Source organism: Enterococcus sp. AZ015, from assembly GCF_050499225.1.
Taxonomy (GTDB): Bacteria; Bacillota; Bacilli; order Lactobacillales; family Enterococcaceae; genus Enterococcus_D; species Enterococcus_D entomosocium.
Genome location: NZ_JBMHEX010000001.1, coordinates 2,623,079 through 2,649,300, shown reverse-complemented (window position 1 = coordinate 2,649,300; position 26,222 = coordinate 2,623,079). Strand labels below are relative to the sequence as shown.

Sequence of the window (26,222 nt, the reverse complement as noted above, 5' to 3'; positions counted from 1 at the left end):
CAGCATTTAACTGGTACTGAGGACAAAAACTGCCGCTGCTTCCTTTATCAGAAGCAGTGGCAGTTTTTTTGAAAATACGAGAACTCACAGTTTAGCGAGTTTCTGTGCTTTTTCGGTATTCGCAAAATGCAGTTTGGCATATTTGCCCAATAGTGCTATGCCACCTTGATGCAGTAATTTTGCGGCAACTTGGTCAGCAGCTGCGTGGGCGCCAGAAGGCAAGCGCATACCGACTTCTTTGGAGGCTGCCTCTAATTCATCCAAAAAGACTGTACGACATAAAATAGAGGCTGCCGCTACTGCTAGATGATATTGTTCACCTTTCGTCGCAAAATAGAGCTTTTCGGTAACCGCTGCTTGTTCCGATTTTAAATAAGTGCGATAATTTTTTTCGCTTGTGAACTGATCGATCAAAATGGCATCTGGTGTCTCAGGAGCAATCTTTTGCAAAAGCAAACGAATGGCTTGATTATGCAAAGCAACTTTCATTCGGACCGTGTTGTATTTTGGTTGGATCTCGTTGTATTTGCTGGGTGTAACAGTGAGCAATTGGTAAGGAACCAATTCTTTGATTTTCGGCGCCATCTTACGGATCTCTGGATCTGTCAGCATTTTTGAGTCCTTGACACCTAAGGCTTTCAGCTGTGGCAATTGCTCTTTTTTGGCATAGACGGCACAGACCACCAAAGGACCGAAATAACTGCCGTTGCCGACCTCGTCACTGCCGACGACGCTTTTTTCGCTAAATCCTGCTGGCAACGCAGTGGTTGAAACAGTCGCTTTTTTCTTATCCGGTACAGCACTTGCCGTATCGCCCCATAAGGAAGCTTCTTTTTCAGCAGTCGCTCCTTGAAACATGACTTTTCCAGACGTATAAGCAGTGATCGTCGTTGGCCCTTTTTTGGCGACAAACGCTGTATAAGGAACTTTCTTAGCCAGCAGTTCTCGTTGGTAAAATTGCTGCATCTTTTTGATAGTTGAAGTTGGTACTTTGATAACGATCGTACTCATTTGATTCCTCCTGTTTTTTTGTCTTTTCTTAGGTAGACAAAAGGATACTTTAAGATTTTACCATACTTCTTATTCTTTTTTACTAAGACGATCAGCAAACAAACGATTGGCATGGAAATTCATAAGAAAATCACGTATAATAGTTAAGAGTTTGCGACACATGTTCAATAAGTGATAGAATAGAGCAGAATGTAAGCAATGGGAGGAAATATTCCTATGACGGAGCAAAAGAAACGCTATAAAGCAGTTATCGCGAATCAAAGTTACACGATTATTGGACGCGAAAGCAAAGAACACATGGATATGGTGACAAGATTGGTCAATGACCAACTGCTTGAGATCATGCAATTATCGCCACAAACCGATCAAGAACAAGCGTCGATCTTATTAGCGATCAACGCTGTTTCCGACCAGCTGAAAAAACAAGAACAGCTTTTGGTCCTACAAAAAAAAGTGGACGAGTTGCGGGGACAAGCCATTAAAGCAACGGAGCTTGAGAATCGCATCAAGCGGATCGAAGCAATCGAATCCGAAGCACGGAAAGTTCTCGATGAGACAGGTCGCAGTGATGTGGAGATCCATAATCATGTGGAAGCACAACAGATCTTAAATGAACAAAGGAAACGAAAAATTCAAGAAAAGACAGCCCATGGGTAGTGCGGCGTAGAAAGGATTCCTAAATGATTGGATTATTTGTCTTGGTTTTGTTGTTGGCAGCCTTTTACGGCGGCGCGCGGCGCGGAACCAGTTTACAATTGGTCTCAGTTTTGGGCTATTTGATCTCTTTTTTCTTTGCAGTTGCGAATTACCAAGAAATTGCGAAAAAAATTGAGCTCTATGTTCCTTATATGTCAGTAACGGCGGATTCAAAGTTAAAATACTACGATATGGAACTGGCTTTAGATTTAGACAAAGCCTATTATGCGGCCATCGCTTTTGTGATGGTACTCTTTGCTGGTTGGCTGATCACCAAACTATTAGTGATTTTTGCAGACAGTTTGCGTTACAAACGCCTACGTTTTTTAGGCGGCTATGACTGGGCAGTTGCGGGTGTTTTGAATGTCATCTTGATGTATATCAATTTGTATATGTTTTTCATGATTCTCTCAATGATCCCGTTTGCCACGATTCAAAATCTGTTTGAAACGAGCGGAACTGCGAATTTCATCGTTGATCGGTCACCGATTCTCTCAGATTACTTCTATCGATTGTGGATCACAGATGTGATTGGGTAAAAAGCAGGCAGATGGTTGCAGAGCCATTCTGCCTTTTTCTTAGGAACAAAAAGTTAAAACAAAGCAGGTGAGAAAAGAATGAATACTAAGATCCTTGATGTTTTAGGATTTGAACAAGTAAAGAGTCAAATCGGTCAGTATATCGTAACAGCCCAAGGAAAAGAAGCCTTAGCAAAGCTTGTGCCATCAAGTGATGCGCAAGTCATTTCCTCTTGGCTAGCAGAAACAGAAGACGCGATCAAGATCCAGCGTTTAAGAGGCGGAATCCCTGTACCAAAAATTGAGAATATTCGTCCGCAAATGAAACGGATCGAAATCGGCGCAGATTTAAACGGCGTTGAATTGGCACAAGTTGCCCGCGTCTTATCAACTACGCAGGAATTGAAACGCTTTTTTGCTGATTTGTCTGAAAGTGAGATTGAATTTTCCCGCTTGTATCACTGGGAAGAACAGTTGGTTTCTTTACCAACCTTGAATCGTCGCTTGAAAGAAGCTATCGATGAGGATGGCCGAGTCACAGATGATGCCTCTCCAGCACTTCGGGGAATTCGTCAATCGATCCGACGAGCAGAACGGACGATCCGTGAGACATTGGATGGCATCGTCCGAGGTGGCAATGCAAAGTATCTAAGTGATACGATCGTAACCATGCGAAATGAGCGATATGTGATTCCAGTCAAACAAGAATACCGAGGTGTTTTCGGCGGCGTGGTTCACGACCAAAGTTCATCTGGTCAAACCTTGTTTATCGAACCGAAACAAGTAGTGGAACAAAATAACCGCTTGCGTCAGCATCAAATTGCGGAACGGGACGAAATCACTCGTATTTTGGCGGAATTATCAGCAGAGTTAGCTCCGTACCAAAGAGAGATCCTCCATAATGCATATGTGATCGGAATCATGGATTTCATGAATGCCAAGGCTCGTTTTGGGAAAGAGATGAAGGCAATCGTACCAGCGATCAATCAAGATAACCATGTCTTTTTTAAACAAGCACGTCATCCATTGATCGATCAAGAAAAAGTCGTTCCTAACGATATTACGATTGGAAAAGACTATCAAGCTGTTGTCATTACTGGGCCGAATACCGGCGGGAAAACCATCACCTTAAAAACATTAGGGCTATTGCAGATCATGGGCCAAGCCGGCTTACCAATCTTGGCAGAAGAAGAAAGCCAAATGGGGATCTTCAATGAAATTTTTGCGGACATTGGTGATGAACAATCCATTGAGCAAAGTCTATCGACCTTTTCTTCACATATGACAACGATCGTTGATGTGTTGAAAAAAATCGACGAAACAAGTCTGGTGCTTTTTGATGAACTAGGTGCTGGGACCGATCCCCAAGAAGGGGCAGCACTAGCAATTGCGATTTTGGACGAACTTGGGGCTAAGTCGGCTTATGTCATGGCGACGACTCATTATCCAGAATTGAAAGTTTATGGCTATAACCGATCCAATACGATCAACGCCTCTATGGAGTTTGATGTCGATACCTTAAGTCCGACCTATCGCTTGTTGATCGGGGTTCCGGGACGAAGCAATGCGTTTGAGATTTCGAAAAGACTTGGCTTGCCAGAGACGATCATTGATCAAGCCAAAGAGATCATGGACGGAGAAAGCCAAGACCTGAATGAAATGATCGCTGATTTAGAAAATCGAAGAAAAATGACGGAAACCGAGTATCTTGAAGTCCGTCATCATGTAAAAGAAGCGGCCCGCTTGCACCAAGAGCTAGAAGCAGCCTATAGTTATTTCTTTGAAGAACGTGAAAAAGAATTGGCGAAAGCTCGGCAAAAAGCCAATCAGATCGTTGAAGAAGCCAAAGAAGAATCTGAAAAAATCATTGCCGATATTCGTAAAATGCAGTTAGCCGGCGGTCAAACGAAGGTCAAAGAACACGAGCTGATCGACGCGCGCACCAAGTTATCAGGACTGCAACAAGAAGAACATCTGCAAAAAAACAAGGTTCTGCAAAAAGCCAAAGCAGCCAAGACGCTGAAAGAAGGAGACGAAGTGCTTGTAACATCTTATGGGCAGCGCGGGGTCTTATTGAAAAAAGCAGGCAAAAATCAATGGCAAGTCCAAATCGGTATTTTGAAAATGAATTTGCCAGAAACAGATCTCCAACCAGCAGCGCCAGTGAAGGAGCCTACACAGCGTATCGTCAATACGATTCGTTCTGCTGACAGCAGTCCAGTGGTCAATCAGTTGGATTTACGCGGCAAGCGGTACGAAGAAGCCCTCAATGAAGTGGATCAGTATTTAGATGCAGCGATTTTGGCAGGCTATCCGCAAGTGACAATCGTCCACGGAAAAGGAACCGGCGCATTGCGTCAAGGGATCACTGACTACCTAAAAAATCATCGCTCGGTGAAAAGTTTTGAATTTGCGCCAGCAAATCAAGGGGGCAATGGGGCGACCATTGTGAAGTTTAACTAACCTTTAAGAACCCTTACCTTTTGTAAGCAGACGATTTTAAAAAACTTCCGATACGTGGTATACTTTTTTTAGTTTTAAAAATGGAGGGGAAGTACGATGGCAAAAGAAATTACCGATAAAACTTTTTCAGAAGAAACCGATAAAGGCTTAGTCCTTATTGATTTTTGGGCAACTTGGTGTGGCCCTTGTCGTATGCAAGCACCGATCTTGGAACAATTAGCGAATGAATATGAGGAAGACGAATTGAAGATCGTGAAAATGGATGTGGATGAAAATCCTGAAACACCTGCTTCATTCGGGATCATGTCTATTCCTACTTTGTTGTTGAAAAAAGACGGACAAGTCGTTGATAAAGCAATTGGGGTGCATACAAAAGATCAATTGAAAGCTTTAGTTGCGGAACATATGTAATAGAAGAAGTGTTTTTGAAGCAATAGCCGAAAGAGGCTATTGCTTTTTTGTTTTTGGGAGGTTTTTTTTAGATATTTCTTTCGGCAGTGGTATACTTAAAGTGGGGAGTGGCACTAAAAAATATCTCGTTTATATAGTAAGAAAGTGATACCAAAATAGGATTAAAGGGGGAATAAAAATGAAAAAGTTGAAACGCGGGTTGTTTCAAGGCGTTGCGATTGTTGGGGTACTGGTTGCACCCATCGTAGGAACGATCACACAAGTCTATGCAGCAAATGAAGGGGATTCGACAACAGCTTCTTTCGCTGCGCAAGAGACGACGTCAGAAAGTTTCTCAGAAGAAAGCGCAGCATCATCTCAAGAGGCCAGCACTGAGAGTATAGGGTCAAGTACGGCAACAGAGTCCTCATCAGCGGCTACCTCTTCATCAGAAACAACGTCAAGTACTGGCACGGCTACGACTGAGACCAGTCAGACCGAGACCACCCAAGACTCATCTACTCAATCGACGGAAGAAACTTCGGAAGAACCAGAACTTGGGAACATTGATGTTGAACCAGTTGCAGATAAAAACCAATATGTAAAAATCAAGCCGGTCGTAGCAACGGATCCAGAAACACACAAAATCCTTTACCGTTTTGAGAAGGATCAATTGATCGAACAAGGAACGATCGATGAATTAGCTGGCAAGGTATACCGTAGTGTCAAACGGTATCAAGGTGCCGATAAGCGGACCTATCTTGAAATTCGTGACGATCAAAAGGTTGTCGGTGTCGTAGCAGAAGCAGCAGTGAAAGTTGCCAGCGGAACCTTCAAAACCGAGAAAAAATATGCAACCGTTACAAGTGCGAAAGAACCGCTTTGGCAAGATGTGTTTTTAGATAAAAAAACGAGCACTTCTTCAAGCATTGCTGGTCAAACCTTTGAAATCAAAGAAGTATTCACGACGAATAATAACGTGGTCTATTACGCATTGTATTCAAATAAAAATGTTCTCATCGGTTGGATAAAAGCTACCGGCGTTAAGTTAGCGACAACTCCTGGGGGTGCATGGCAGTCTGAATCAAAATATGCCACGATCATCAGCGGGAATTATACGCTATGGCAAAATTTTAATTGGACAGCGAAGAAAGGAACGACAGCCGCTTTAAATGGCAAAACAGTCAAAGTTACTGGGAAATATCGTCACTTGAATGGGTCGACGTACTATTCCCTTTATACAAATAACAATAAATGGCTAGGCTATATCAATGCCTCGGGTGTTAAGTTAACGACGGATGCACAAGGTGCCTATCAATCCTACGGAAAATATGTGACATTGACCAAGAAAAATTACACGATTTGGGGGAATTTCCGTTGGTCGAGTAAGAAAAATACTACAACGAAATTAGCGGGAAAAACCTATCTTGCAAAAGGAAGATATAACCATGTCAATGGCGGTGTCTACTTGTCCCTTTATGATGCTAACGGAAAATGGATCGGCTACTTAAATGCCGATGCAGCAACGGTTGCCAACAATCAAGGCGGTACTTGGCAAAGTGAAAAACGCACAGTCCGCCTAAAAAGTAAGAATTATACCTTATGGCAAGATTTAGCTTTTGCGAAGAAAAAAGGCAGCAGCGCTGATTATATGAACAAGAATATTCAAGTTACTGGGAAATATCAACATTTCAACGGCTCCACCTACTATTCACTTTATCTCAATAACAAGTGGCTGGGTTACATCAATGCAAGTGGGGTGACTAATGCCCATACGATCACCTCTCAAAGCAATATTAGCCGCTACGTGGTCGTCAAGAATGGGGATGGCAATTTCTTTGAAAAAGCTGATCCAAATAGTACGAAACTTGGGAAAAAGAGTGCCTACAAAGGGTATATGGCACAAGCGACCAAACTAGCAAAAACGAGTGATGGCAACTACCTGTATCTCGTTTCGCCAGCCGGTCGAATCGGTTGGGTCAAGGAAAATCAAACCACAAATGTAAATAGTAACTTTTGGATGTATACTACTGGAGGAAAATATCCTTCATTAAACGTTCAAAACTTAAATATTGAAGTATCCATCAGCAAACAGCGGGTTTATATCAAATCAGGGAATAAAGTGATTTATACGATGCTTTGCTCGACCGGTGCCTTCAATACACCAACACCTTTAGGGAATTTTCGCATCCAAGCAGAAAAAGGCTTAGCTTTTTCAGGAGCCGCCTACTACCGTTCCTTTAAAGACCATGGGGTCTATTTATTCCATACGATCCCAACGAGTATCGCTTGGTCCACCAATGCTTTTAGTTCCGTTGAAGGACGAAAATTAGGCACTCGGGCTTCTCATGGCTGTATTCGATTAGCAGTGCCGGATGCCAAATGGTTTTACTATAACATGCCTTATAATACGCCTGTCAAAATTGCTAATTAATGATCAAAAGTCGTTTCCGTCAACGGAGACGGCTTTTATTTTCCCCAAAAAAAAGATTGACGCTGGCTATATCATTCGATAATATATCATTAAGTGATATAGTTAGTGGGATGGAGGAATCAAATGGATGAGGCATTGACAGATTCAACCTATTTGATTTTATTAGCGCTTTTAAAGCCAAAACATGGGTATGTCATTATGAAACAAATCCATGAGCTAAGCCAAGGAACATTTGAGATTGGCCCCGCGACGATGTATACGATTTTGAAAAAGCTGACGAAAAAGGGGTGGATCGATTTAGAAGAAAGCGTCGATCGAAAAAAAATCTATCAGATTACACCAGAAGGAAGACAGGTTCTGGAGAAAGATATTCAGCGACGCAAACTATTTTATCAAATCGGAGAACAGGTCTTCGAAGCGTTAGGAGGGGAACAAGATGGGCATCAATAAGAAATATCTTCTTTCTCTTGGAGTCGCCTATTATCCGGAAAAGGAAATGGTTCGTTTACAAAAACAAGCGTCAATGGGCTGGCATTTTGTGAAGATGAATCGGTTAGGGTTTTTGAAGTTTATCAAAGGAAAATCGGAAACGACCAAATATGCAGTGGACTTTTTCGAAGGAGATCCTTCTGAGATCGTTGATTACCTAGCGATGTATCAAGCTGGGGGCTGGACCTATATCAGCAATTATAAAGATCGGTATTTTTATTTTAAAGCATCTCCGGATACACCAGCGATTTTCAGCGATCAAGAAAGCTATCAAGAACGAATCGATAATGAGACGCGCTATTTGATGAAAAAATCGATTCTGTTTTCAGTGGTCAGTTTAGCAATTTTAGCAGTGATTTATTTTTCCATTCGTTATTTCAATATTCGTACAAATCCCTTTTGGTCCTTTGGGCTAGGATTGATTACTGGGCTAGTATTTATTCCGATAGGGGTAGGATTGACCACGATTTTGATGAAATTTTTATACAAAAATCGAGCAAGTTATTACAATGAACCAGAGAAACTGGCGAAACGCCAACGGGTGATCCGCGACTCTATCATCTTGATGGTTGCAGGAGCAATCGTTGGTGCCATTATCGGTTTTTTCTTTAGTGACATATTTTATTAGACAGGGAAGGTGAGCATGTGTTAGAAGCAAAACAGCTAGTAAAAACATTTGGGGATTATACAGCAGTCGATCAATTGTCTTTTACCATCAATGATGGTCAGATTATGGGATTAATTGGTCAAAACGGAGCAGGAAAAACGACGACATTCCGATTGATCTTGGATTTTTTGAAAGCCGATCAAGGAGAAGTATTATGGGATGGTCACAAAATTAGTGAAAAAGAATACAATCTTATTGGCTATCTGCCAGAAGAACGCGGCTTGTATCCAAAAGTCACGATTGAAGATCAATTGATCTACTTCGCGCGTTTACGTGGCAAAAAGAAAGAAGACATCGTACCCAAAATCGACTATTGGATGGACAAGTTTAAAGTCAAAGGCAAGAAAACTGATAAAGTCAAATCTTTATCAAAAGGAAATCAGCAAAAAGTTCAGCTAATTTCAACGTTGATCCATGAACCAAAATTAGTGATTCTAGATGAACCGTTTAGTGGCTTAGACCCAGTCAACGCGGAACTGTTGAAAAACGGGATCATTGAACTGAAAAAAAATGGCTCTTGTGTCATCTTCTCCAGTCATAATATGGATAACGTAGAAAAAATCTGTGACCACTTGATTATGCTAAGGGATGGTCAAACTGTCTTAAACGGAAAGGTCCATGAAATTCGTGAATCCTTTGGACGAACGAAAGTTTATTTGGAGTCTAATTTGACGAAAGAACAGCTTTTGGCAGTGGCAGGTGTTGAGGAAGTCATTGCCAGAGAAGACGGCAGCTATGATATTACGATCGCTGATCCTGCAGTAGGAAAAACCTTATTTGATTTAGCGACGGCGGATGGTTATATCCCTATGTTCAATCAACAACCGCCAACGTTAGAAGAAATCTTTAAGCGGAAGGCAGGAAAAACAAATGAATAAGTTTTGGGTAATCGCATTAGATGTTTATAAGAAAAATATCAAATCAATTTCGTTTTTGATTATGATATTGGTTCCATTCATTGCAATGGGCGGATTTTATCTGATTAGTTACTTTGCCGATGGTATGAGCAGTGTGGATAAAATTGTCGTTTATGCGAATGAACCAGCCATTGCGCAGACCTTTGTGGAGCAAAGTAGCGATGATTATGAATTTGAAGTTGTGGAAAGCGAAGAACAAGGACAACAACAGTTGGCTGACAAAGATGCTGATGCCTTGTTAGTTATTACTGCTTCAGGGGATACGCTGCAAGGGGAATTATTAAGCGAGTCCTCAATGGGGCAAGCTTTAGAGCTGACGATCCAACAATTATTGACGGGCTTGCAGTCCTCCTTTAGAGCTAGTGAGCTTGGATTGACTGCTGAGCAAGTGGCAGTTCTTAGTGAAGTTGCACCGCTTGACCGGCAAAAAGTTTCCTTCAGTGAAGGTGGCGAAATGACCTATGGAGAAGATAATACCGCGATGCAAGCAGCAGTTAGTACCATCGCAACAATCGTTCTCTTTTTCTTTATCATCACTTACGCACAAATCATTGCGCAAGAAATTGCTTCTGAAAAAGGCACACGCATCATGGAAGTCATTTTGTCTAGTACCCGGGCGCAAACCCATTACTACGCCAAATTAACTGGGGTGATCATGGTTGCAGCGACCCAGCTAGTTGCGTATGTTGCGATTTTTGGCGGGAGTTATTTCTGGATCAAGGACAACTCCATGGTAAAAGACTTATTGGCAAGTTTTTCATCAGATGGCATTTTTGGTCCTTTCCTCGTGTTTGCGATCGTTTTCGTCTTCTTAGGAATCTTGATCTATTCTGTCTTGTCAGCTCTTTGCGGGTCGTTAGTGAACAAAGCAGAAGATACGGCGAAAGCCATTATTCCAGTGACGTATCTTTCGTTGGGCGGGTATATGCTAGGAATCGTACTAGGCGGTATGGATCCGCATAACGTTGTTTTACGAGTAACTTCTTATATCCCATTCTTGTCCTCATATATTATGCCAGTACGGCTTGCTAATGATACAGTGGGGATTGGCGGAGCGTTGATTTCAGTAGGGATCCTTGCTGTTACCACGATCGTCCTGATGCTGGTTTCTGCAAAAATGTACAAATCAAATGTCTTGATCTATAACGACAATGGCATCTTGGCAACGTTGAAACAATCACTGGTGTTAATGAAAAATGAGAAATAAACAAAACGCCCGATCCTTTTTGTGATCGGGCGTTTTTTACTGGCTAGCATCTAGAAAACAAGGTGCAGGCCCTTAGAATTCCTGCACAAAAAAGTCGAAGATCGATTGCTCAGAAGGCAGCTTGTGAGCGGCTAGCTCAGGATGCCACTGAATGCCTAAGATCGGTGCGCCATAGGCGGTGGATTCAATGGCTTCAACAACACCATCAGGAGCGGTGGCGGTCACATTGAAATCATCTGCAACTGTTTTGACTGCTTGGTGATGAAAAGAATTGACTTGATAGGTTGTGCCTAAAAGAGCAGCCAAACGACTGTCTGCCTTGATTTCCACCCGATGTGTAGGGAATTGAAAGAACGTTGGCAATTGCACGTGTTTGATCGTTGGGTGATCGATCAAAGAGAGATCTTGGTACAAACTCCCACCAAATGCGACATTTAGTAACTGCATGCCGCGGCAGATTCCAAAGATGGGTTTGTTTTGAGCCACTGCTTCTTTGATCAATGCCAATTCAAAGACATCACGATCAGGATGAATGCCTTGAATCAAAGGATGAGGATCTTCGCCATAATGATCAGGGGAGACATCATGACCACCGGCTAACAAGAGTTTATCGATTTTGCTGATGTAAGTCGCAGCATCTTCCACGACACCCATTGGTAATATTAGGGGAATGCCTTGGGCTTGTTGGATATGGGTGACAAAATTTTTGGGTGTATAGGACAACCAATGTTCTGCTTCTTCAATCATTGGCCGTTCATTAGCAGCGATGCCGATAATGGGTTTCATTTGATCAAACCTTTCTATAAGTAAATGGAACGAAAAGAAAAAAGGACACGAGGTCCTTTTTTCGAGCATCTTCGCTTTATTTTTCGCGAATAACTTCGATTTTATAACCATCAGGATCTTTCACAAAATAGTAAGATGGAGAAGTCCCTGGTAGTCCTTTCAAGTCAGTGACGTCAAATCCGGCAGCTTGGTGCTTCTCATGAAGCGCTTCTAGATCATCGGTACTGATGGCGATGTGGCCATAGCCGTCGCCTAACTCATAGCCAGGATGGTCATAGTTATATGTCAACTCTAGCTCGTAATCATCTCCAGGCAATGTTAAGTAAACCAAAGTAAATTGATGTTCAGGAAAATCACGACGGCGAGATTCTTCAAAACCAAAGGCAGTTTGATAAAAATCTAGAGAAGCCGTTAAGTCTTTGACGCGGACACAAGTGTGAGCCATTTTCATGGGTAAATCATCCTTTCGATCTTGATAGTTGTATGATAACATATTTTCTCATTTTATAACGAATAAAAGACAACAGAGCGTTATTTCCAGCTTGTCCAGACTATTGGCATAGGGTAAAATGGAAAGAAAGTGTTGGTGGAGGGAATCATGCCAGAAAAGGAAATTGTGTTCGGGGAAAAAGAAGCGGGGAAACCATACAAATCAAGATATGGCGCGTATGTCGTTCTTCCAAATGAAAAAAATGAAGTGATCTTGGTACAAGCACCCAATGGCGCCTATTTTTTACCAGGCGGTGAAATTGAACCAAATGAGACCAAAGAAGAAGCGATCCAGCGAGAATTAATAGAAGAACTTGGATTTGAAGGGGAGATCGCTGCCTATTTAGGGGAGGCAGTTGAATATTTCTATTCACGCCATCGCGATACATTTTACCATCATCCCGGCTATTTCTATTTAATGACCAAATGGAAAAAAGTCTGTGAACCGACAGAAGAAAACAATCAGTTGTCATGGCATACGCCAGAAGAAGCGATTCAGCGATTGAAACGCGGCAGCCATAAATGGGCAGTTGAACAATGGTTGGCAAAATAAAAAAGGCAGGCTTCCGATAAAAAGGAAACCTGCCTTTTACACTTAGTTATTTGCTAAAACATACTTGTTGATTACTTCTGCCACACCATCTTCTTCGTTTGATGCAGTTAGGACATCTGCGGCATTTTTCACGTTTTCAGTGGCATTGGCCATCGCCACACCGATACCAGCGTATTCCACCATGGTTAAATCATTTTCGTTATCGCCGATCGCCATGACTTCTTCTTGTTTGATGCCTAAGTGCTCCGCCAATTTTTTGACAGCAGCCCCTTTATGGGCTTGTTTATTTAGAACTTCCAAGAAGTAAGGAGCACTTTTGACCACATTGTAATTGTCCGTCAAACTGCTCGGCAATTGTGGGATGATCTGATTAAGTTTTTCGGGATCATCGATCATCATCATTTTGATGATATTCAAGTCAGCAGTCATTTCTTCTGGTGTCCGATATTTCAATGGCATGTTGACTAAGAAGGCTTCATAAATCGTATAAGGACTGATATCGCGGTTAGCGGTATACATGGTATCTTCGGTTTCTACATGAAGATGAACCCCTAATTTTCTCGCAGTCATCTCAACAAAGAGATAGTCATCTTGGGACAAGCCGAATTCAGAGATGATCTCTTGGTTTTTGGTTTTTTGAACCAAAGAGCCATTATAAGTAATAACGAAATCATTGTCCGTAAATAAGTCTAGTTCCTTTAATAAATCTTGGACACCAGTTAAAGGGCGTCCCGTACACAAAACGATGCGTACACCTTGCTTTTCAGCGTCTTTCAATGCCTTGTAAACGGCTGGGGTGATCTTGCGGTCGTTGTTCAACAGGGTACCATCGATATCGATGGCGATCAATTTGATACTCATAAGTTCCTCCTAGTGGCTTGGTTTGATCAAAGCACCATTGCGAATGTGCTTGGCAAACTCTTGATACGTCTCTCCAAATAAATCATAGTGATTTTGGATGTTGGGGTCAATCATTTCTTTTGGAAAATAAAAGCGTTGGTCACCTTGGGTTTGTCCCGCTAAAGCTGCAACTAGCTGACTGGCTTGGGATAATTCCACAAGGGAACCATCTTTTTCCTGTAATTCGATTTGTGTCCGATGTTTGCCTGAAGTCGGCCGATAAAAATCATAAGGCAGATCGAAGCTTGAATTGATGGCAGTATAATAGCGGGGATTGAAGCCGACTTTTTCCACCAGTCCCTGCATTTCTTCAATCATAGGCAACTGCGTCTCATCGTCAAAGCGGGCGGATTTCAACGGTTTACGATTTAAGAACCGCTTGGCCAAATCGCTGAGGATCGGATCATTTTCTTCCGTCCATTGGGTAAAGTAGGTATTCAGAACGCCATCGTCGAGTTTCAAGTATTCATCTAAGGTGAATTCTTGTTTTAAAAATGGGAGAAGCAGCTGCGAATGGCCTTGAAACAATTCTGAATCCACTTGATACAATTCTGCAGCTCGATCCAGCAAATGGGCTAAGATCACTTCCATCCCTCGAGAACTCGCATGGAAATAAACTTGCACATACATCTGGTAACGACTGACGATGTAGTCCTCCACAGCGTGCATGCCATTCATAGAAAAAGCAATACCGCCTTCGTACGGACGAATCACTCGTAAAATTCGGGTCAGATCAAACGTGCCGTATTCAGTGCCGGTAAAATAAGCATCGCGCAGCAAGTAGTCCATCCGATCAGCATCGATTTGACTAGAAATCATTTGAACGACTTGAGGATTTGGATAAGTTTTAGTGATAACACTTGCGACTTTCTCAGGAAATCCAGCTTCCACTCGGTTCAATATCTGATGAACTTCCGTTTCAGGAGAAGTAATGATCGCCACTGTGATGGCTTCATGGTCTGTATGGAAAATGTGCTCAAAGGTGTGGGAGTATGGTCCGTGGCCCACATCATGAAGCAATGCTGCACACAAGGTCACTAAACGCTCTTTATCATCCCAGCCGTTTGGTCCGACTTTTTCAAGGGAATAATTGCGTTGGAAAATATCGCAAATGCGACGGCTGATTTCATAAACGCCCAAGGAGTGAGAAAAGCGGCTATGTTCTGCTCCGTGAAAGGTAAAGGAAGCAGTTCCCAGCTGTTTGATGCGCCGCAAACGCTGCACTTCTTTGGAATTGATCAAATCTAAAATCACTTGGTGCTGTACATGGACATAGTTATGAACAGGATCACGAAATACTTTTTCTATCGCTAAGGTTTGATATTTATATGGTAGGCTCATCGCTAAACTCCTTTATTGGTTGGTTTCGCTTTTCCATGCCAGCTAAGCGTTGCTGCATTTGTTCGCTAAGGTTATTTTCTGTCCGCCATTGATCCAGTGATTCAAGCGGATATAGGGATTGGTCTGTGATCAAGGAAAGCAGGGCTTTTTGCAAGCGGTCAGTCACCTCGTGTGTGGTAAACTTACGGCCGAGGGCCGCTTCTAAAGTGGTCATGCTCGCAGGATTGACGGCTGGATAGCCATCTGTACCAAAGCGCTCTTTCAAACCTGCTTGGTAAAAACGACGAACGAGAGAGCCGCGGGCTGGTTGGTCGCCGTTGACACTCAGATACATCATGACAGCCACGCCGTCTTTGATTCGTCGTTGTGCTGTACCAGCAATTTTTTTCCCATCAATACTCAGGTCATAGGTGCCTGGGCAATACGAGTCAGCAATTTCATAAGCCAAAATTGTCCGCTCAGGAAAGGCGGTTTGCAGCAATGTCGCCATCATTTCATAGGCTGCATCTGTGGTGGCAGCCAAATGTTTAGGGAAGATGAGGGAGACATTCAAAATACCGGCATCATTAATTACGCCAAGCCCCCCTGAGTTGCGGATGATCGAGGCATAGCCAGCTTCTTTCAAAACCTGCAGACCATCTGTCAAAAAAGGCAGCCGGGTATCTTTCATGCCTAAAATCATCGTATCGGACAACTGCCAAAAATGACAATAAACTTGTTCCTGTTTGCCAGCAACTTCGGTGGCAACATCGGTGAAGGCAAACGGCTCATAAGGATTGTGGATACGTGGTAAGGTTTGATCCATTACATAGATAGTCAAATCGGTTAAACTCCTTTAAAATACCTGTTATCCTTATTATATACGATTCTTGGAAAATTACTTGGAGAAAAGAATGAAAACTTGCTATTGTTTTCTTTTTTTATTTTCAATGAAGAAATAGACTAAGGAGAATCAACTGAAATGATTGACAAACGAATGAAAAAAAGCAAGAATGAAACTGAAATCTTCAAAGGAGGCACACGTACATGCAAGAATTATCAAAAGGAATCCCAATCTCGATTCATTTAACAACCAATGTACGTCAAGCAGGGGAAACAGAGAACTTTCTGTTTGATCTGCAAGGACAAGCAGTCAAGATCGGTGATACCTTATATCTCCGTTACAAAGAGATCCAGCCAGACGGCACCGACATTCCCGTTACGATGAAAATTATGCCAGACGGATTGATTCAATTGATTCGCTCAGGGGAAATGCGCATGCGCTTGAAATTTTCTTATAAGGAACGTTTAGAGACGAGTTATCAAACCCCGTATGGCTTGATGATGTTCCACACCTTCACCAATCACTTGCACGTTAGCTTGAAAGACCGTCCATACTCGGGAAAGATCGATATCGATTATGACTTGTTCATGGCTGCTGACAAAGTCGGCGAATACAAACTGTCTTTAGAATTTACCGCTTAATCAAAGGGAAATTGAAAGAAAAAATTGCAATTTGAGACGTAATTTTGTATGATTAGGAGTAGACTGTGAAAGGACGTGTCCCGTTTGGAAATTAATGTATTTGAAGGTGTAAATAAAAACGAATTGTCGATGATTGAAGTTGCCCATGCGATTTTAGAGCAGCGCGGTGACGTGATGGATTTTTCTGATTTGGTCAACCAAATTCAAAACTATCTTGAAACTTCAGACAGCGAGATTCGTGATTCATTGGCGCAGTTTTATACAGACTTGAATATCGACGGTAGTTTTATTTCTTTAGGCGACAATCGTTGGGGCTTACGTTCATGGTACGCCATTGATTCGATCGATGAAGAAGTCAACCATGGCATCGAAGACGAGGATGAAGATACACCACGTCGTCGCAAACGTAAAAAAGTCAATGCCTTTATCAACGATGATGAAGATGCAATCGATTATAACGATGATGATCCTGAGGATACTGATTTGTCAGATGACGAAGAAGATGATCTCTTTGATGATGATGATGACGAGGATGAAGAAATCTCGGCATACAATTCAGACTTGCAAGAAATCGGCGCCGACAATAGCACCGATGATGAAGAAGAATTACCTGACAGCATTGAGGAAGATCTCACCATTATCGATGACGATGATGAAGATGATTTTGCGGATGAAGAGGAAGAAGAGGAGTAATCCTCTTCTTTTTTTCGCCTTATGGCTGCAAGCAGCTTTTAATCGTTGAAGGACGAGTTCGCCTTCTTACATAGATACAAATAAAAAAGGAACCGCATCAGCGGTCCCTAAGTGCTTTTGAATTATTGATTTGAATCGAGTATACTTGTAACGAAAAGAAAAAACGCGCCTTGAGGGAATCGAACCCCCGTCTCAAGAACCGGAATCTTACGTGATATCCACTACACTAAAGGCGCGAAGCACAAATATTAGTTTAACCAATTTCAGTGAAAAAAACAAGAGGTAGAATGATGAAATTTCAACAGCAATTTTCACAACAACAAAAACAGACGCAAAAGCTTGCTATGACGCAGAAATTACAGCAATCGATCCAAGTGCTGCAATTTTCCGCAGACGAATTATTGTCCTTCATAGATAACCAGGCATTAGAAAATCCGTTGATTGATCTGGGGGAATATGATTCGCCCATCACACTAAGCAAGAGCAGCGGCTCGTCAGAACAAATAATGGATTACTTAAGCCAGATCCCTGATCAGCACACGTCTTTATTCGAACACCTCATTGATCAAGTCCATTTAAATTACCGCGACACCTTTTTGCGGACGATCGTTTTATTTTTAGTCGAGTACATTGATTTAAACGGCTTTTTGACGATTGATTTGGAAGAAGCTGGGAAGCTTGTCGGGGGGACGCCAATCCAAATGCTTGATGCTTTAACCTTGATCCAGCAACTGGATCCGGCAGGAGTCGGTGCTCGTGATCTAAGAGAGTGTTTGATGCTGCAAACGGAAAGAGATGACTATGCGCCGCCAATGGCTTATCTCATTTTAGAAGAATTCTTCACGGAAATGGCAGAGCGCAAGTGGGACAAAATCAGCAAAGCGCTGCAGATTCCATTAACTGAGATTCAAAAGGTCTTTGATTATGTTCAAACATTGACCCCCACACCAGGGGCGGCGTTTGGGTCGACCGATGGGCTTTACATCGTTCCTGACCTGCGAGTGACGGTTGAAAAAGGACAACCGATCGTGAAATCAAACAAACGCGCCTTACCAGAGGTTCGCTTTCAGCAGCAGTACTTTGACCAATTGAAGCAAAGCGGTGATCCAGAAGTCTTAAGTTATTTAGACAATAAAGCCCAAGAGTTCGAGTGGTTAAAGAAGACCTTGCTGCAACGAGGGGATACCATCTATCGTGTCGGGGTGCAGATCGTTGCGCGGCAAAAGGAGTTTTTCACTCAACCAGATCGACCATTAAAGCCATTGGTTTTAAGAGAAGTTGCCGAAGAATTAGGAATTCATGAATCAACGGTCAGCCGGGCAGTCAATGGGAAATACTTGGAGACCTCCTTTGGGGTGTTTGAATTAAAACTATTCTTTGGACAGAAAGTTTCGACGCAAGAAAGCGGTGATGACCTGACAACGGCATCGATCAAACAGCAGCTAAAAGCACTGATCGATGAAGAAAATAAAAACAAACCATTGTCAGACCAAAAGTTGACAGATGCCCTCAAAGCCCAAGGCATCGATATTTCTAGACGAACGGTGGCAAAGTATCGTGAAGCCATGAATATCCCTGGTTCTTCCAAGCGGAAACGATTCGAGTAAAGCAAAACTTACTATTAACGATGAGTAGGGAAGGCAGCAAAGCCTTTCCTTTTTTTATCGATCCTTTCCTCTTTTTCAAATTATGACGATTTTATGAAAAGCAAGATTTTGTGACTGAAATAGTTGCGTATCAAGGCGATAAGTGCTACTATTATTGGTGTAGGAAACAGATTTAAATTTTTTTTGCAATCGATGGGTCATTTTAAGTCATTGTAGGACGAAAATTGTCCAACGGGAGGATATAAAATGCTCGATGAATTAAAATTGATTGAGGCAATCACCCCGGATATTCTCGCTGTACTCCAGGAACGTTACCGTATCTTAAGAAATATTTATTGGATGCAGCCCGTTGGCCGCCGGACACTTTCGGAAAGTTTATCAATGACGGAACGCGTGTTGAGGACGGAAACAGATATCCTTAAAAAGCTGAAACTGATCGACTCTTCAAAAAGCGGCATGCAATTGACCGCCTACGGAGAAGAAGTGTACACGAAGATTGGTGCACTGATGGATCAGCTGTTCGGAATGCACCAAATCGAGAAACGATTATCAGAGACCTTTGGCATCGAACGTTGTTTGATTGCGAGCGGCGATGGTGATCGACAACCGAAAGTTATTGCTGAATTTGGCCAGTTGCTGAATGAATCGTTGGATCTCTTATTGCCAGAAGGCAAAAACACCATCGCAGTAATGGGAGGGACGACAATGGCGAAAGTTGCCGAGGAATTGGGTAATTTGGAAACCGCCAAACGTCATAACTTGTTTGTTCCAGCCCGTGGTGGTATCGGAGAATCAGTCAACGTGCAAGCAAACTCTGTCAGCTCGGTGATGGCAATGCAGACAAATGGCGATTATCGCTCCTTGTTTGTACCAGAACAATTAAGCATGAACACCTACGAGTTTCTCTTGAAAGAACCCGCCATCGTTGATGTCTTAAACTTGATAAGTCAAGCAAATTGTGTTATTCATAGTATTGGACGGGCGTTGCATATGGCGGCTCGAAGAAAAATGTCAGAACAAGAAATTCTGATGTTGAAACAAAAAAATGCAGTTGCAGAATCCTTTGGGTATTTCTTTAACGAAGCAGGCGAGGTCGTTTACAAAGTTCCTCGAATCGGACTTCAATTAAAAGATTTACAAAAAGTCCCAATCATTTTTGCGGTCGCTGGCGGACAATCAAAAGCCAAAGCGGTCAATGCATACATGAAAAATGCACCAAAACAAACCTGGCTCATCACCGATGAAGCTTGCGCAAATGAGATTTTAAAAGGGGCAACCCTTTAAAATAAATATTTTTATGATTTTCATAAGGAGGAAATCTTAAATGACAGTTAAAGTAGGTATTAATGGATTTGGACGTATCGGACGCTTAGCATTTCGTCGTATCCAAGAAGTAGAAGGAATCGAAGTTGTGGCTATCAATGACTTAACAGATGCTAAAATGTTAGCTCACTTGTTAAAATATGATACAACCCAAGGACGTTTCAACGGTACAGTTGAAGTTCACGAAGGTTCATTCAATGTGAACGGAAACGAAATCAAAGTTTTAGCTAACCGCAACCCTGAAGAATTGCCTTGGGGCGAACTAGGTGTTGAAATCGTGTTAGAATGTACTGGATTCTTCACTTCTAAAGCAGCTGCTGAAAAACATTTAACAGCTGGTGCAAAACGTGTAGTTATCTCAGCTCCTGGTGGAAACGATGTTCCAACAATCGTTTACAACACAAACCATGAAACTTTAACAGGTGAAGAAACAGTTATCTCTGGTGCTTCATGTACAACAAACTGTTTAGCTCCTATGGCGAAAACATTGAACGACAAATTTGGTGTGATTGAAGGATTAATGACTACAATCCATGCTTACACAGGTGACCAAATGACTCTAGACGGACCACACCCTAAAGGTGACTTCCGCCGTGCCCGTGCTGCTGCTGCAAACATCGTGCCTAACTCAACTGGTGCTGCTAAAGCGATCGGCTTAGTAATCCCAGAATTGAACGGCAAATTAGATGGTGCTGCTCAACGTGTTCCTGTTGCAACTGGTTCATTAACTGAATTAGTTACTGTTCTTGACAAAGAAGTAACTGTTGATGAAATCAATGCAGCAATGAAAGAAGCTTCAAACGAATCTTACGGTTACAACACAGACGAAATCGTTTCTTCTGATATCGTTGGTATGACTTACGGTTCATTATTTGATGCAACTCAAACAAAAGTTATGACTGTTGGCGACAAACAATTAGTTAAAACTGTTGCTTGGTACGACAATGAAATGTCATACACTGCACAATTAGTACGTACTTTAGAATACTTCGCTAACCTATAAGAGTTGCGAACGACTTTAATTTAAACCATCGCAAGAGAAAGCGGGGAAGCATCGCGCTTCTCCGCTTTTTTTAACAATTATGCTAGGAGGAATCTGTTCATGGCTAAAATGACAGTTCAAGATATCGATTTAAAAGATAAAAAAGTTCTTGTACGTGTGGACTTCAACGTTCCATTGAAAGATGGAGTGATCGGAGATGATACACGGATCAAAGCAGCATTACCAACAATCAATTATGTGATCGAAAACGGCGGAAAAGCAATTCTTTTCTCACACTTAGGTCGTGTGAAAGAAGAAGCAGATAAAGCTGGAAAATCTTTAGCGCCAGTTGCGAAACGTCTTGGCGAATTATTAGGCAAAGAAGTAACTTTCATTGATGAAACCCGCGGCGAAAAATTAGAAACAGCGATCAACAACATGCAAGATGGCGATGTCGTTGTTTTTGAAAACACTCGTTTCGAAGACATCGATGGTAAAAAAGAAAGCAAAAACGATCCTGAACTAGGCAAATACTGGGCTTCTTTAGGCGATGTTTTTGTAAATGATGCCTTTGGTACCGCACACCGCGCACACGCTTCAAACGTAGGGATCGCTTCAACAGGTATCCCAACAGTTGCTGGTTTCTTAATGGAAAAAGAAATCAAATTCATCGGGGAAGCAGTCGAAGAACCAAAACGTCCAATGATCGCGATTCTTGGTGGAGCAAAAGTATCTGATAAAATCGGCGTAATCGAAAACTTGATTCCTAAAGCAGACAAAATCTTGATCGGCGGCGGAATGACGTATACGTTCTACAAAGCAAAAGGCATGGAAATCGGTAATTCTCTTGTGGAAGCAGATAAAGTAGAATTAGCAAAAGAATTGATCGAAAAAGCTGGCGATAAATTAGTATTACCAGTTGATTCAATCACTGCTGCTGAGTTTTCAAATGATGTCCCAACAGAAGAACATACTGGTGATGTTCCTGAAGGACAAATGGGCTTAGATATCGGACCTGAAACCATCGCTTTGTTTGCTGAAACATTAAAAGGCGCAAAAACAGTCGTTTGGAACGGACCTATGGGTGTGTTTGAAATGTCTAACTTCGCAAACGGTACGATCGGTGTTTGTGAAGCAATTGCCAACCTTGAAGATGCAACAACGATCATCGGTGGCGGTGACTCTGCAGCTGCAGCAGAACAATTAGGGTTTGCTGACAAATTTACCCACATCTCAACAGGTGGCGGTGCCAGCCTTGAATTGCTAGAAGGAAAAACACTTCCTGGCCTAGCTGCGATCAACGATAAATAATCAATGACAAGCCGTGCAAAGAATCTCCTTTGCACGCTTGATAACGAAAAGGAGTGCCAGAACATGCGCAAACCAATTATTGCCGGAAACTGGAAAATGAATAAAACTGCGAAAGAAGCAAAAGAATTTGCTGAAGCAGTCAAAACAAAAATTCCTAGCAACGAGACAGTTGACTCTGTGATCGGTTCGCCAGCTTTATTCTTAGAAACATTAGTGAATGCTGCTGAAGGAACAGAATTAAAAATTGCTGCTCAAAACAGCTACTGGGAAAATGAAGGTGCCTTTACTGGCGAAACTTCACCAGCAGCTTTAGCAGATCTAGGTGTTGACTATGTCATCATTGGTCATTCAGAACGTCGTGAATACTTCCATGAGACAGATGAAGACATCAACAAAAAAGCCAAAGCAATCTTTGCAAACGGCATGATCCCAATCCTATGCTGTGGTGAATCTTTAGAAACCTATGAAGCTGGCAAAACAGCGGAGTGGATCGAAGGACAAATCACTGCTGGCTTAGACGGTTTAACAGACGGTCAAGTAAGTAATCTTGTGATTGCTTACGAACCAATCTGGGCGATCGGTACTGGTAAATCTGCGGATGCAAACATCGCAGACGAAATTTGTGGCGTTGTCCGCAAAACCGTTGAAAAATTATACGGCAAAGAAGTTTCAGACAGCGTACGTATTCAATACGGCGGCTCTGTAAAGCCTGAAAACATTGCTGAATACATGGCAAAAGAAAATGTTGACGGAGCATTAGTTGGCGGCGCAAGCTTGCAAGCTGATTCATTCCTAGCATTATTAGATGCTGTAAAATAATTTCATTTTCATGAAAATAACATTTGCAGAATCGTCATTTTTTCACTACAATTAAGTTGTTCGCAAGGGGCATTCCCCTTAAGATAAAACAAACTCAAAGGAGAGACAAAACATGTCAATTATTACTGATGTTTACGCACGCGAAGTCTTAGACTCACGTGGTAACCCAACTATCGAAGTAGAAGTCTACACAGAATCAGGTGCTTTCGGCCGCGGAATGGTTCCTTCAGGAGCTTCAACAGGTGAACACGAAGCAGTTGAATTACGTGATGGCGACAAAGCTCGTTATGGCGGTAAAGGTGTAACGAAAGCAGTTGACAATGTAAATAACATCATTGCAGAAGCTATCATCGGCTACGATGTACGTGACCAAATGGCTATCGATAAAGCAATGATCGCTTTAGACGGAACTCCTAACAAAGGCAAATTAGGCGCAAACGCGATTCTTGGTGTTTCTATCGCTGTTGCTCGTGCAGCTGCTGATTACCTAGAAGTACCTTTATACCACTACTTAGGCGGATTCAATACAAAAGTATTGCCAACTCCTATGATGAACATCATCAACGGTGGTTCTCACTCTGACGCACCAATCGCTTTCCAAGAATTCATGATCTTGCCTGTAGGCGCACCTACATTCAAAGAAGGCTTACGTTGGGGTACTGAAGTATTCCACGCTTTGAAATCAATCTTGTCTAAACGTGGTTTAGAAACTTCAGTAGGTGACGAAGGTGGTTTCGCTCCTCGTTTTGAAGGAACTGAAGACGGTGTTGAAACAATCTTAGAAGCAATCAAAGCTGCTGGTTTAGAACCAGGTAAAGATGTATATCTAGGATTTGACTGTGCATCATCAGAATTCTACGAAAACGGTGTTTACGACTACTCTAAATTTGAAGGCGAAAACGGCGTAAAACGTACTGCTGCTGAACAAGTTGACTACTTAGAAGAATTAGTTAACAAATACCCAATCATCACTATCGAAGACGGTATGGATGAAAACGATTGGGATGGTTGGAAACTATTAACTGAACGCTTAGGCGACAAAGTTCAATTAGTAGGGGATGACTTGTTTGTTACAAATACTGAAATCCTTGAAAAAGGAATCAAAAACGGTATCGGTAACTCAATCCTTATCAAAGTTAACCAAATCGGTACATTGACGGAAACATTCAATGCTATCGAAATGGCGAAAGAAGCTGGTTACACTGCAGTAGTTTCTCACCGTTCAGGTGAAACAGAAGATTCAACAATCTCTGATATCGCTGTTGCAACAAACGCTGGCCAAATCAAAACTGGTTCTCTTTCACGTACTGACCGTATTGCAAAATACAACCAATTACTACGTATCGAAGACCAACTTGGTGAAGTTGCTGAATACAAAGGCTTGCAAGCTTTCTACAACTTAAAAAATAAATAATCTTAGCTTAATCAAACGTTGTCGTTTGGCTGAACTGAAATGATGGTAAAGTCCCCTCATGTGTAAATGACATGAGGGGACTTTTTTACTTACAATTCACGGATCAGGGAGTTTAGCTGAAACAGGTCAACAAAACTGGTTGGTAGATTTATTTAAGTAAAAACCGTGGATTGGTTTTGCTTCATTCAAATTTCGTGAACACTTATTTTTTGATTAACTTTTAATCTGATAAAATTTTCACAGGAATCAAAGTGGAAAAAGAGTTTTTTCGGTATGCTAATTGTATGATAGACTATAGGAAAACTTAGTATTTTAGGAGAGAATGCTGATGAAAAAATTGTACATAAATAATGTAGTATCAAAGGAAGTAGAACATATTGTTTCGGCTGCAGGAATTATTGACCTATTTCCAAAAGAAGTGATCCTCCAGTATAATTGGCTGATTACCGATTATTCAGGTGACATAAGTATTTTGCATTCGATTGAAAAGAAGAAAAATGGAAAGTCGCTTATTTGGCTGAGCGGCCATAATTTATTGGATGCAATCAAAGATACTTATCTTTATGAAGGGGTGCTAACTGGTTTTTTACCCAGCATTTCTTTGGATGATCTTTTGATCTTTGATTCTTATCCTGAGTGGGAAGGCTGGAATCGTGATGTAGATCTTCCGTACGTTCAGCATCCATTAGGCAGCTTAGAATTAATCATTGATGATGGTAGCTCATATTCTGTCGTTACAGACGATACAGATCTATTGGTATATATAGAAAAGCATTGTAAGGATATAGCTGTGTCTGATTCATGTGATGAAAGACCAGACAGATCGTTTGGCGATCTTTATAGTCAACAGTTGCTACCCACAACTGTTGGCAACTGGTGGTTAACCTTTAACGGGGAGCCGATTTCTTTTAAAGTAATCGATGGTCATAGCAATTTTTCGAGTGACTACGGTGAAAGTCATCCAGATTGGGTCAGCGAAATAATCGGTCGCTTTATCTTATTGCCTAATTTAAAAATGATCAAAGGGAAGGGAAAACTTGAGATAAAAACGAATCTTCCTCGACACTCTTTCCGTGATTTTGAAATCGTTAGTGGGCAAAGATACTATGGCGCGCAATATTTGTTAAAAAAATCTGCCAATAACCTTAATTTTGCTGTAACTCAATATTATGACGATGAGTGTTTCCTGAAAAAATCCGGGGGTGTATATCAACTTGACAGATCTGACTCGGGATTCCCAGCTTATTATATTGAGGGGAATCAAAGTCCAGCTGATTTAAGATTTTGTTTGTCATGGGGTGCATTGGCTACTGCGGATTCTTTGTCCTTGGATGTGGCTTGTGACTTTGATCAAGAGGAGATTGTTCAAACTTTTAGTAATTAAAAGTGAATGAAAGCTATATAGAAAAAATCTGTTTCTAGTAGATGAACAAGGAACAGTTTTTTTCTATAGAATGTAAGTTGAAAAGTTAAGAGAACTTATAAATAGAGGGAAAATAACAATAAGATTTTAAAGAATCTGCTAAAATTTTCGTAACCGAAAATGAAAATAATATGATTGTTTATGAAAATTTTCATTTTCAGTTTACAATTATTTTTTTTTGACAAGTGAAATTTTAGCGAGTAGCCAATCACTCCTGGTGTTTAAGAGTTTTCAATGAAAGAACTTTTATCACAAACAAAAGATTCTTTCTGGATTTTGAGTATTTATCATGAAAAAAATATTCTATTATTTTTCAAACAAAAGA

25 protein-coding genes and 1 tRNA gene are annotated in these 26,222 nt (G+C 41.6%); 19 read left to right on the top strand and 7 right to left on the bottom strand.

Annotated elements, in window-relative coordinates; all coding sequences use genetic code 11:
* Positions 1-84: 84 nt before the first annotated feature.
* The gene (gene rnhC / locus IGK85_RS12285) at positions 85-1,011 is read right to left on the bottom strand and encodes a ribonuclease HIII (RefSeq protein ID WP_429972256.1); all 927 of its coding nucleotides are present in this window, start codon (positions 1,009-1,011) and stop codon (positions 85-87) included.
* Between the two features lie 216 nt (positions 1,012-1,227).
* On the opposite strand from rnhC, the gene zapA reads away from it, so the two are divergent.
* The 9 genes from zapA (at position 1,228) to IGK85_RS12240 (ending at position 10,792) form a co-directional block, all read left to right on the top strand.
* Positions 1,228-1,668, top strand: a complete 441-nt coding sequence (gene zapA / locus IGK85_RS12280; protein WP_005228634.1) for a cell division protein ZapA — start codon at positions 1,228-1,230, stop codon at positions 1,666-1,668.
* Positions 1,669-1,691: 23 nt separating this feature from the next.
* The gene (locus IGK85_RS12275; RefSeq protein WP_005234314.1) at positions 1,692-2,246 is read left to right on the top strand and encodes a CvpA family protein; all 555 of its coding nucleotides are present in this window, start codon (positions 1,692-1,694) and stop codon (positions 2,244-2,246) included.
* Positions 2,247-2,324: 78 nt separating this feature from the next.
* Complete coding sequence (locus IGK85_RS12270) at positions 2,325-4,688, top strand: endonuclease MutS2 (protein WP_008380845.1); 2,364 nt, start codon at positions 2,325-2,327, stop codon at positions 4,686-4,688.
* 96 nt (positions 4,689-4,784) lie between these two features.
* Positions 4,785-5,099, top strand: coding sequence for a thioredoxin (gene trxA, locus IGK85_RS12265; protein ID WP_005228645.1), 315 nt, complete (start codon positions 4,785-4,787; stop codon positions 5,097-5,099).
* Between the two features lie 178 nt (positions 5,100-5,277).
* The gene (locus IGK85_RS12260) at positions 5,278-7,512 is read left to right on the top strand and encodes a L,D-transpeptidase (RefSeq protein ID WP_008380848.1); all 2,235 of its coding nucleotides are present in this window, start codon (positions 5,278-5,280) and stop codon (positions 7,510-7,512) included.
* 123 nt (positions 7,513-7,635) lie between these two features.
* Complete coding sequence (locus IGK85_RS12255) at positions 7,636-7,962, top strand: PadR family transcriptional regulator (protein ID WP_005234324.1); 327 nt, start codon at positions 7,636-7,638, stop codon at positions 7,960-7,962.
* Positions 7,949-8,629 (top strand): DUF2812 domain-containing protein, encoded by a 681-nt coding sequence (locus IGK85_RS12250; protein WP_005234326.1) that lies wholly within the window; start codon positions 7,949-7,951, stop codon positions 8,627-8,629. The genes IGK85_RS12255 and IGK85_RS12250 overlap by 14 nt, the downstream gene beginning before the upstream one ends.
* 17 nt (positions 8,630-8,646) lie before the next feature.
* On the top strand, positions 8,647-9,546 hold the full coding sequence (locus IGK85_RS12245; RefSeq protein ID WP_005234329.1) for an ABC transporter ATP-binding protein: 900 nt from the start codon (positions 8,647-8,649) through the stop codon (positions 9,544-9,546).
* Complete coding sequence (locus IGK85_RS12240; protein WP_008380850.1) at positions 9,539-10,792, top strand: ABC transporter permease; 1,254 nt, start codon at positions 9,539-9,541, stop codon at positions 10,790-10,792. The genes IGK85_RS12245 and IGK85_RS12240 overlap by 8 nt, the downstream gene beginning before the upstream one ends.
* Before the next feature lie 72 nt (positions 10,793-10,864).
* Here the strand turns inward: IGK85_RS12240 and IGK85_RS12235 are convergent, their stop codons facing one another.
* Together IGK85_RS12235 and gloA are read right to left on the bottom strand one after the other, a co-directional pair.
* Positions 10,865-11,578, bottom strand: a complete 714-nt coding sequence (locus tag IGK85_RS12235; RefSeq protein WP_008380852.1) for a gamma-glutamyl-gamma-aminobutyrate hydrolase family protein — start codon at positions 11,576-11,578, stop codon at positions 10,865-10,867.
* Positions 11,579-11,654: 76 nt separating this feature from the next.
* The gene (gene gloA / locus IGK85_RS12230; protein WP_005234340.1) at positions 11,655-12,029 is read right to left on the bottom strand and encodes a lactoylglutathione lyase; all 375 of its coding nucleotides are present in this window, start codon (positions 12,027-12,029) and stop codon (positions 11,655-11,657) included.
* A gap of 147 nt (positions 12,030-12,176) precedes the next feature.
* On the opposite strand from gloA, the gene IGK85_RS12225 reads away from it, so the two are divergent.
* Positions 12,177-12,620, top strand: a complete 444-nt coding sequence (locus IGK85_RS12225) for an NUDIX hydrolase (RefSeq protein ID WP_008380853.1) — start codon at positions 12,177-12,179, stop codon at positions 12,618-12,620.
* A gap of 42 nt (positions 12,621-12,662) precedes the next feature.
* Here IGK85_RS12225 and yidA read toward each other — a convergent pair whose 3' ends face one another.
* Genes yidA through IGK85_RS12210 form a run of 3 tightly spaced genes read right to left on the bottom strand, consistent with a single transcriptional unit; the run spans position 12,663 to position 15,666 of the window.
* A complete protein-coding gene (gene yidA, locus IGK85_RS12220) occupies positions 12,663-13,481 on the bottom strand; it encodes a sugar-phosphatase (RefSeq protein WP_005234343.1) in 819 nt (272 codons plus the stop codon).
* A 9-nt stretch (positions 13,482-13,490) separates the two neighbouring features.
* Positions 13,491-14,861, bottom strand: coding sequence for an HD domain-containing protein (locus tag IGK85_RS12215; RefSeq protein WP_008380856.1), 1,371 nt, complete (start codon positions 14,859-14,861; stop codon positions 13,491-13,493).
* A complete protein-coding gene (locus tag IGK85_RS12210; RefSeq protein ID WP_034878392.1) occupies positions 14,845-15,666 on the bottom strand; it encodes a lipoate--protein ligase family protein in 822 nt (273 codons plus the stop codon). Before IGK85_RS12210 ends, IGK85_RS12215 begins: the two co-directional genes overlap by 17 nt.
* Before the next feature lie 221 nt (positions 15,667-15,887).
* On the opposite strand from IGK85_RS12210, the gene IGK85_RS12205 reads away from it, so the two are divergent.
* The gene (locus tag IGK85_RS12205; protein ID WP_005234346.1) at positions 15,888-16,325 is read left to right on the top strand and encodes a DUF1934 domain-containing protein; all 438 of its coding nucleotides are present in this window, start codon (positions 15,888-15,890) and stop codon (positions 16,323-16,325) included.
* 84 nt (positions 16,326-16,409) lie between these two features.
* Complete coding sequence (rpoE, locus tag IGK85_RS12200) at positions 16,410-17,018, top strand: DNA-directed RNA polymerase subunit delta (RefSeq protein ID WP_005234347.1); 609 nt, start codon at positions 16,410-16,412, stop codon at positions 17,016-17,018.
* Positions 17,019-17,182: 164 nt separating this feature from the next.
* Here the strand turns inward: rpoE and IGK85_RS12195 are convergent.
* Positions 17,183-17,254 (bottom strand) — tRNA-Arg (locus IGK85_RS12195).
* Between the two features lie 51 nt (positions 17,255-17,305).
* On the opposite strand from IGK85_RS12195, the gene rpoN reads away from it, so the two are divergent.
* From rpoN to IGK85_RS12160, 7 genes are all read left to right on the top strand, one after another.
* Positions 17,306-18,625, top strand: coding sequence for an RNA polymerase factor sigma-54 (gene rpoN, locus IGK85_RS12190; RefSeq protein WP_005234348.1), 1,320 nt, complete (start codon positions 17,306-17,308; stop codon positions 18,623-18,625).
* A 246-nt stretch (positions 18,626-18,871) separates the two neighbouring features.
* Positions 18,872-19,909, top strand: a complete 1,038-nt coding sequence (locus tag IGK85_RS12185; protein WP_005228675.1) for a sugar-binding transcriptional regulator — start codon at positions 18,872-18,874, stop codon at positions 19,907-19,909.
* A 40-nt stretch (positions 19,910-19,949) separates the two neighbouring features.
* On the top strand, positions 19,950-20,951 hold the full coding sequence (gene gap, locus IGK85_RS12180) for a type I glyceraldehyde-3-phosphate dehydrogenase (protein ID WP_008380858.1): 1,002 nt from the start codon (positions 19,950-19,952) through the stop codon (positions 20,949-20,951).
* A 99-nt stretch (positions 20,952-21,050) separates the two neighbouring features.
* Positions 21,051-22,241, top strand: coding sequence for a phosphoglycerate kinase (locus IGK85_RS12175; RefSeq protein WP_008380859.1), 1,191 nt, complete (start codon positions 21,051-21,053; stop codon positions 22,239-22,241).
* 63 nt (positions 22,242-22,304) lie between these two features.
* Positions 22,305-23,060 carry a triose-phosphate isomerase gene (tpiA, locus tag IGK85_RS12170; RefSeq protein WP_008380860.1) on the top strand — a complete coding sequence of 252 codons (756 nt, stop codon included), beginning with the start codon at positions 22,305-22,307 and terminating at the stop codon, positions 23,058-23,060.
* A gap of 112 nt (positions 23,061-23,172) precedes the next feature.
* Positions 23,173-24,474, top strand: coding sequence for a surface-displayed alpha-enolase (gene eno, locus IGK85_RS12165; protein WP_005234360.1), 1,302 nt, complete (start codon positions 23,173-23,175; stop codon positions 24,472-24,474).
* Between the two features lie 328 nt (positions 24,475-24,802).
* Positions 24,803-25,858 (top strand): hypothetical protein, encoded by a 1,056-nt coding sequence (locus tag IGK85_RS12160; RefSeq protein WP_008380861.1) that lies wholly within the window; start codon positions 24,803-24,805, stop codon positions 25,856-25,858.
* The last annotated feature ends 364 nt before the right edge of the window (positions 25,859-26,222 follow it).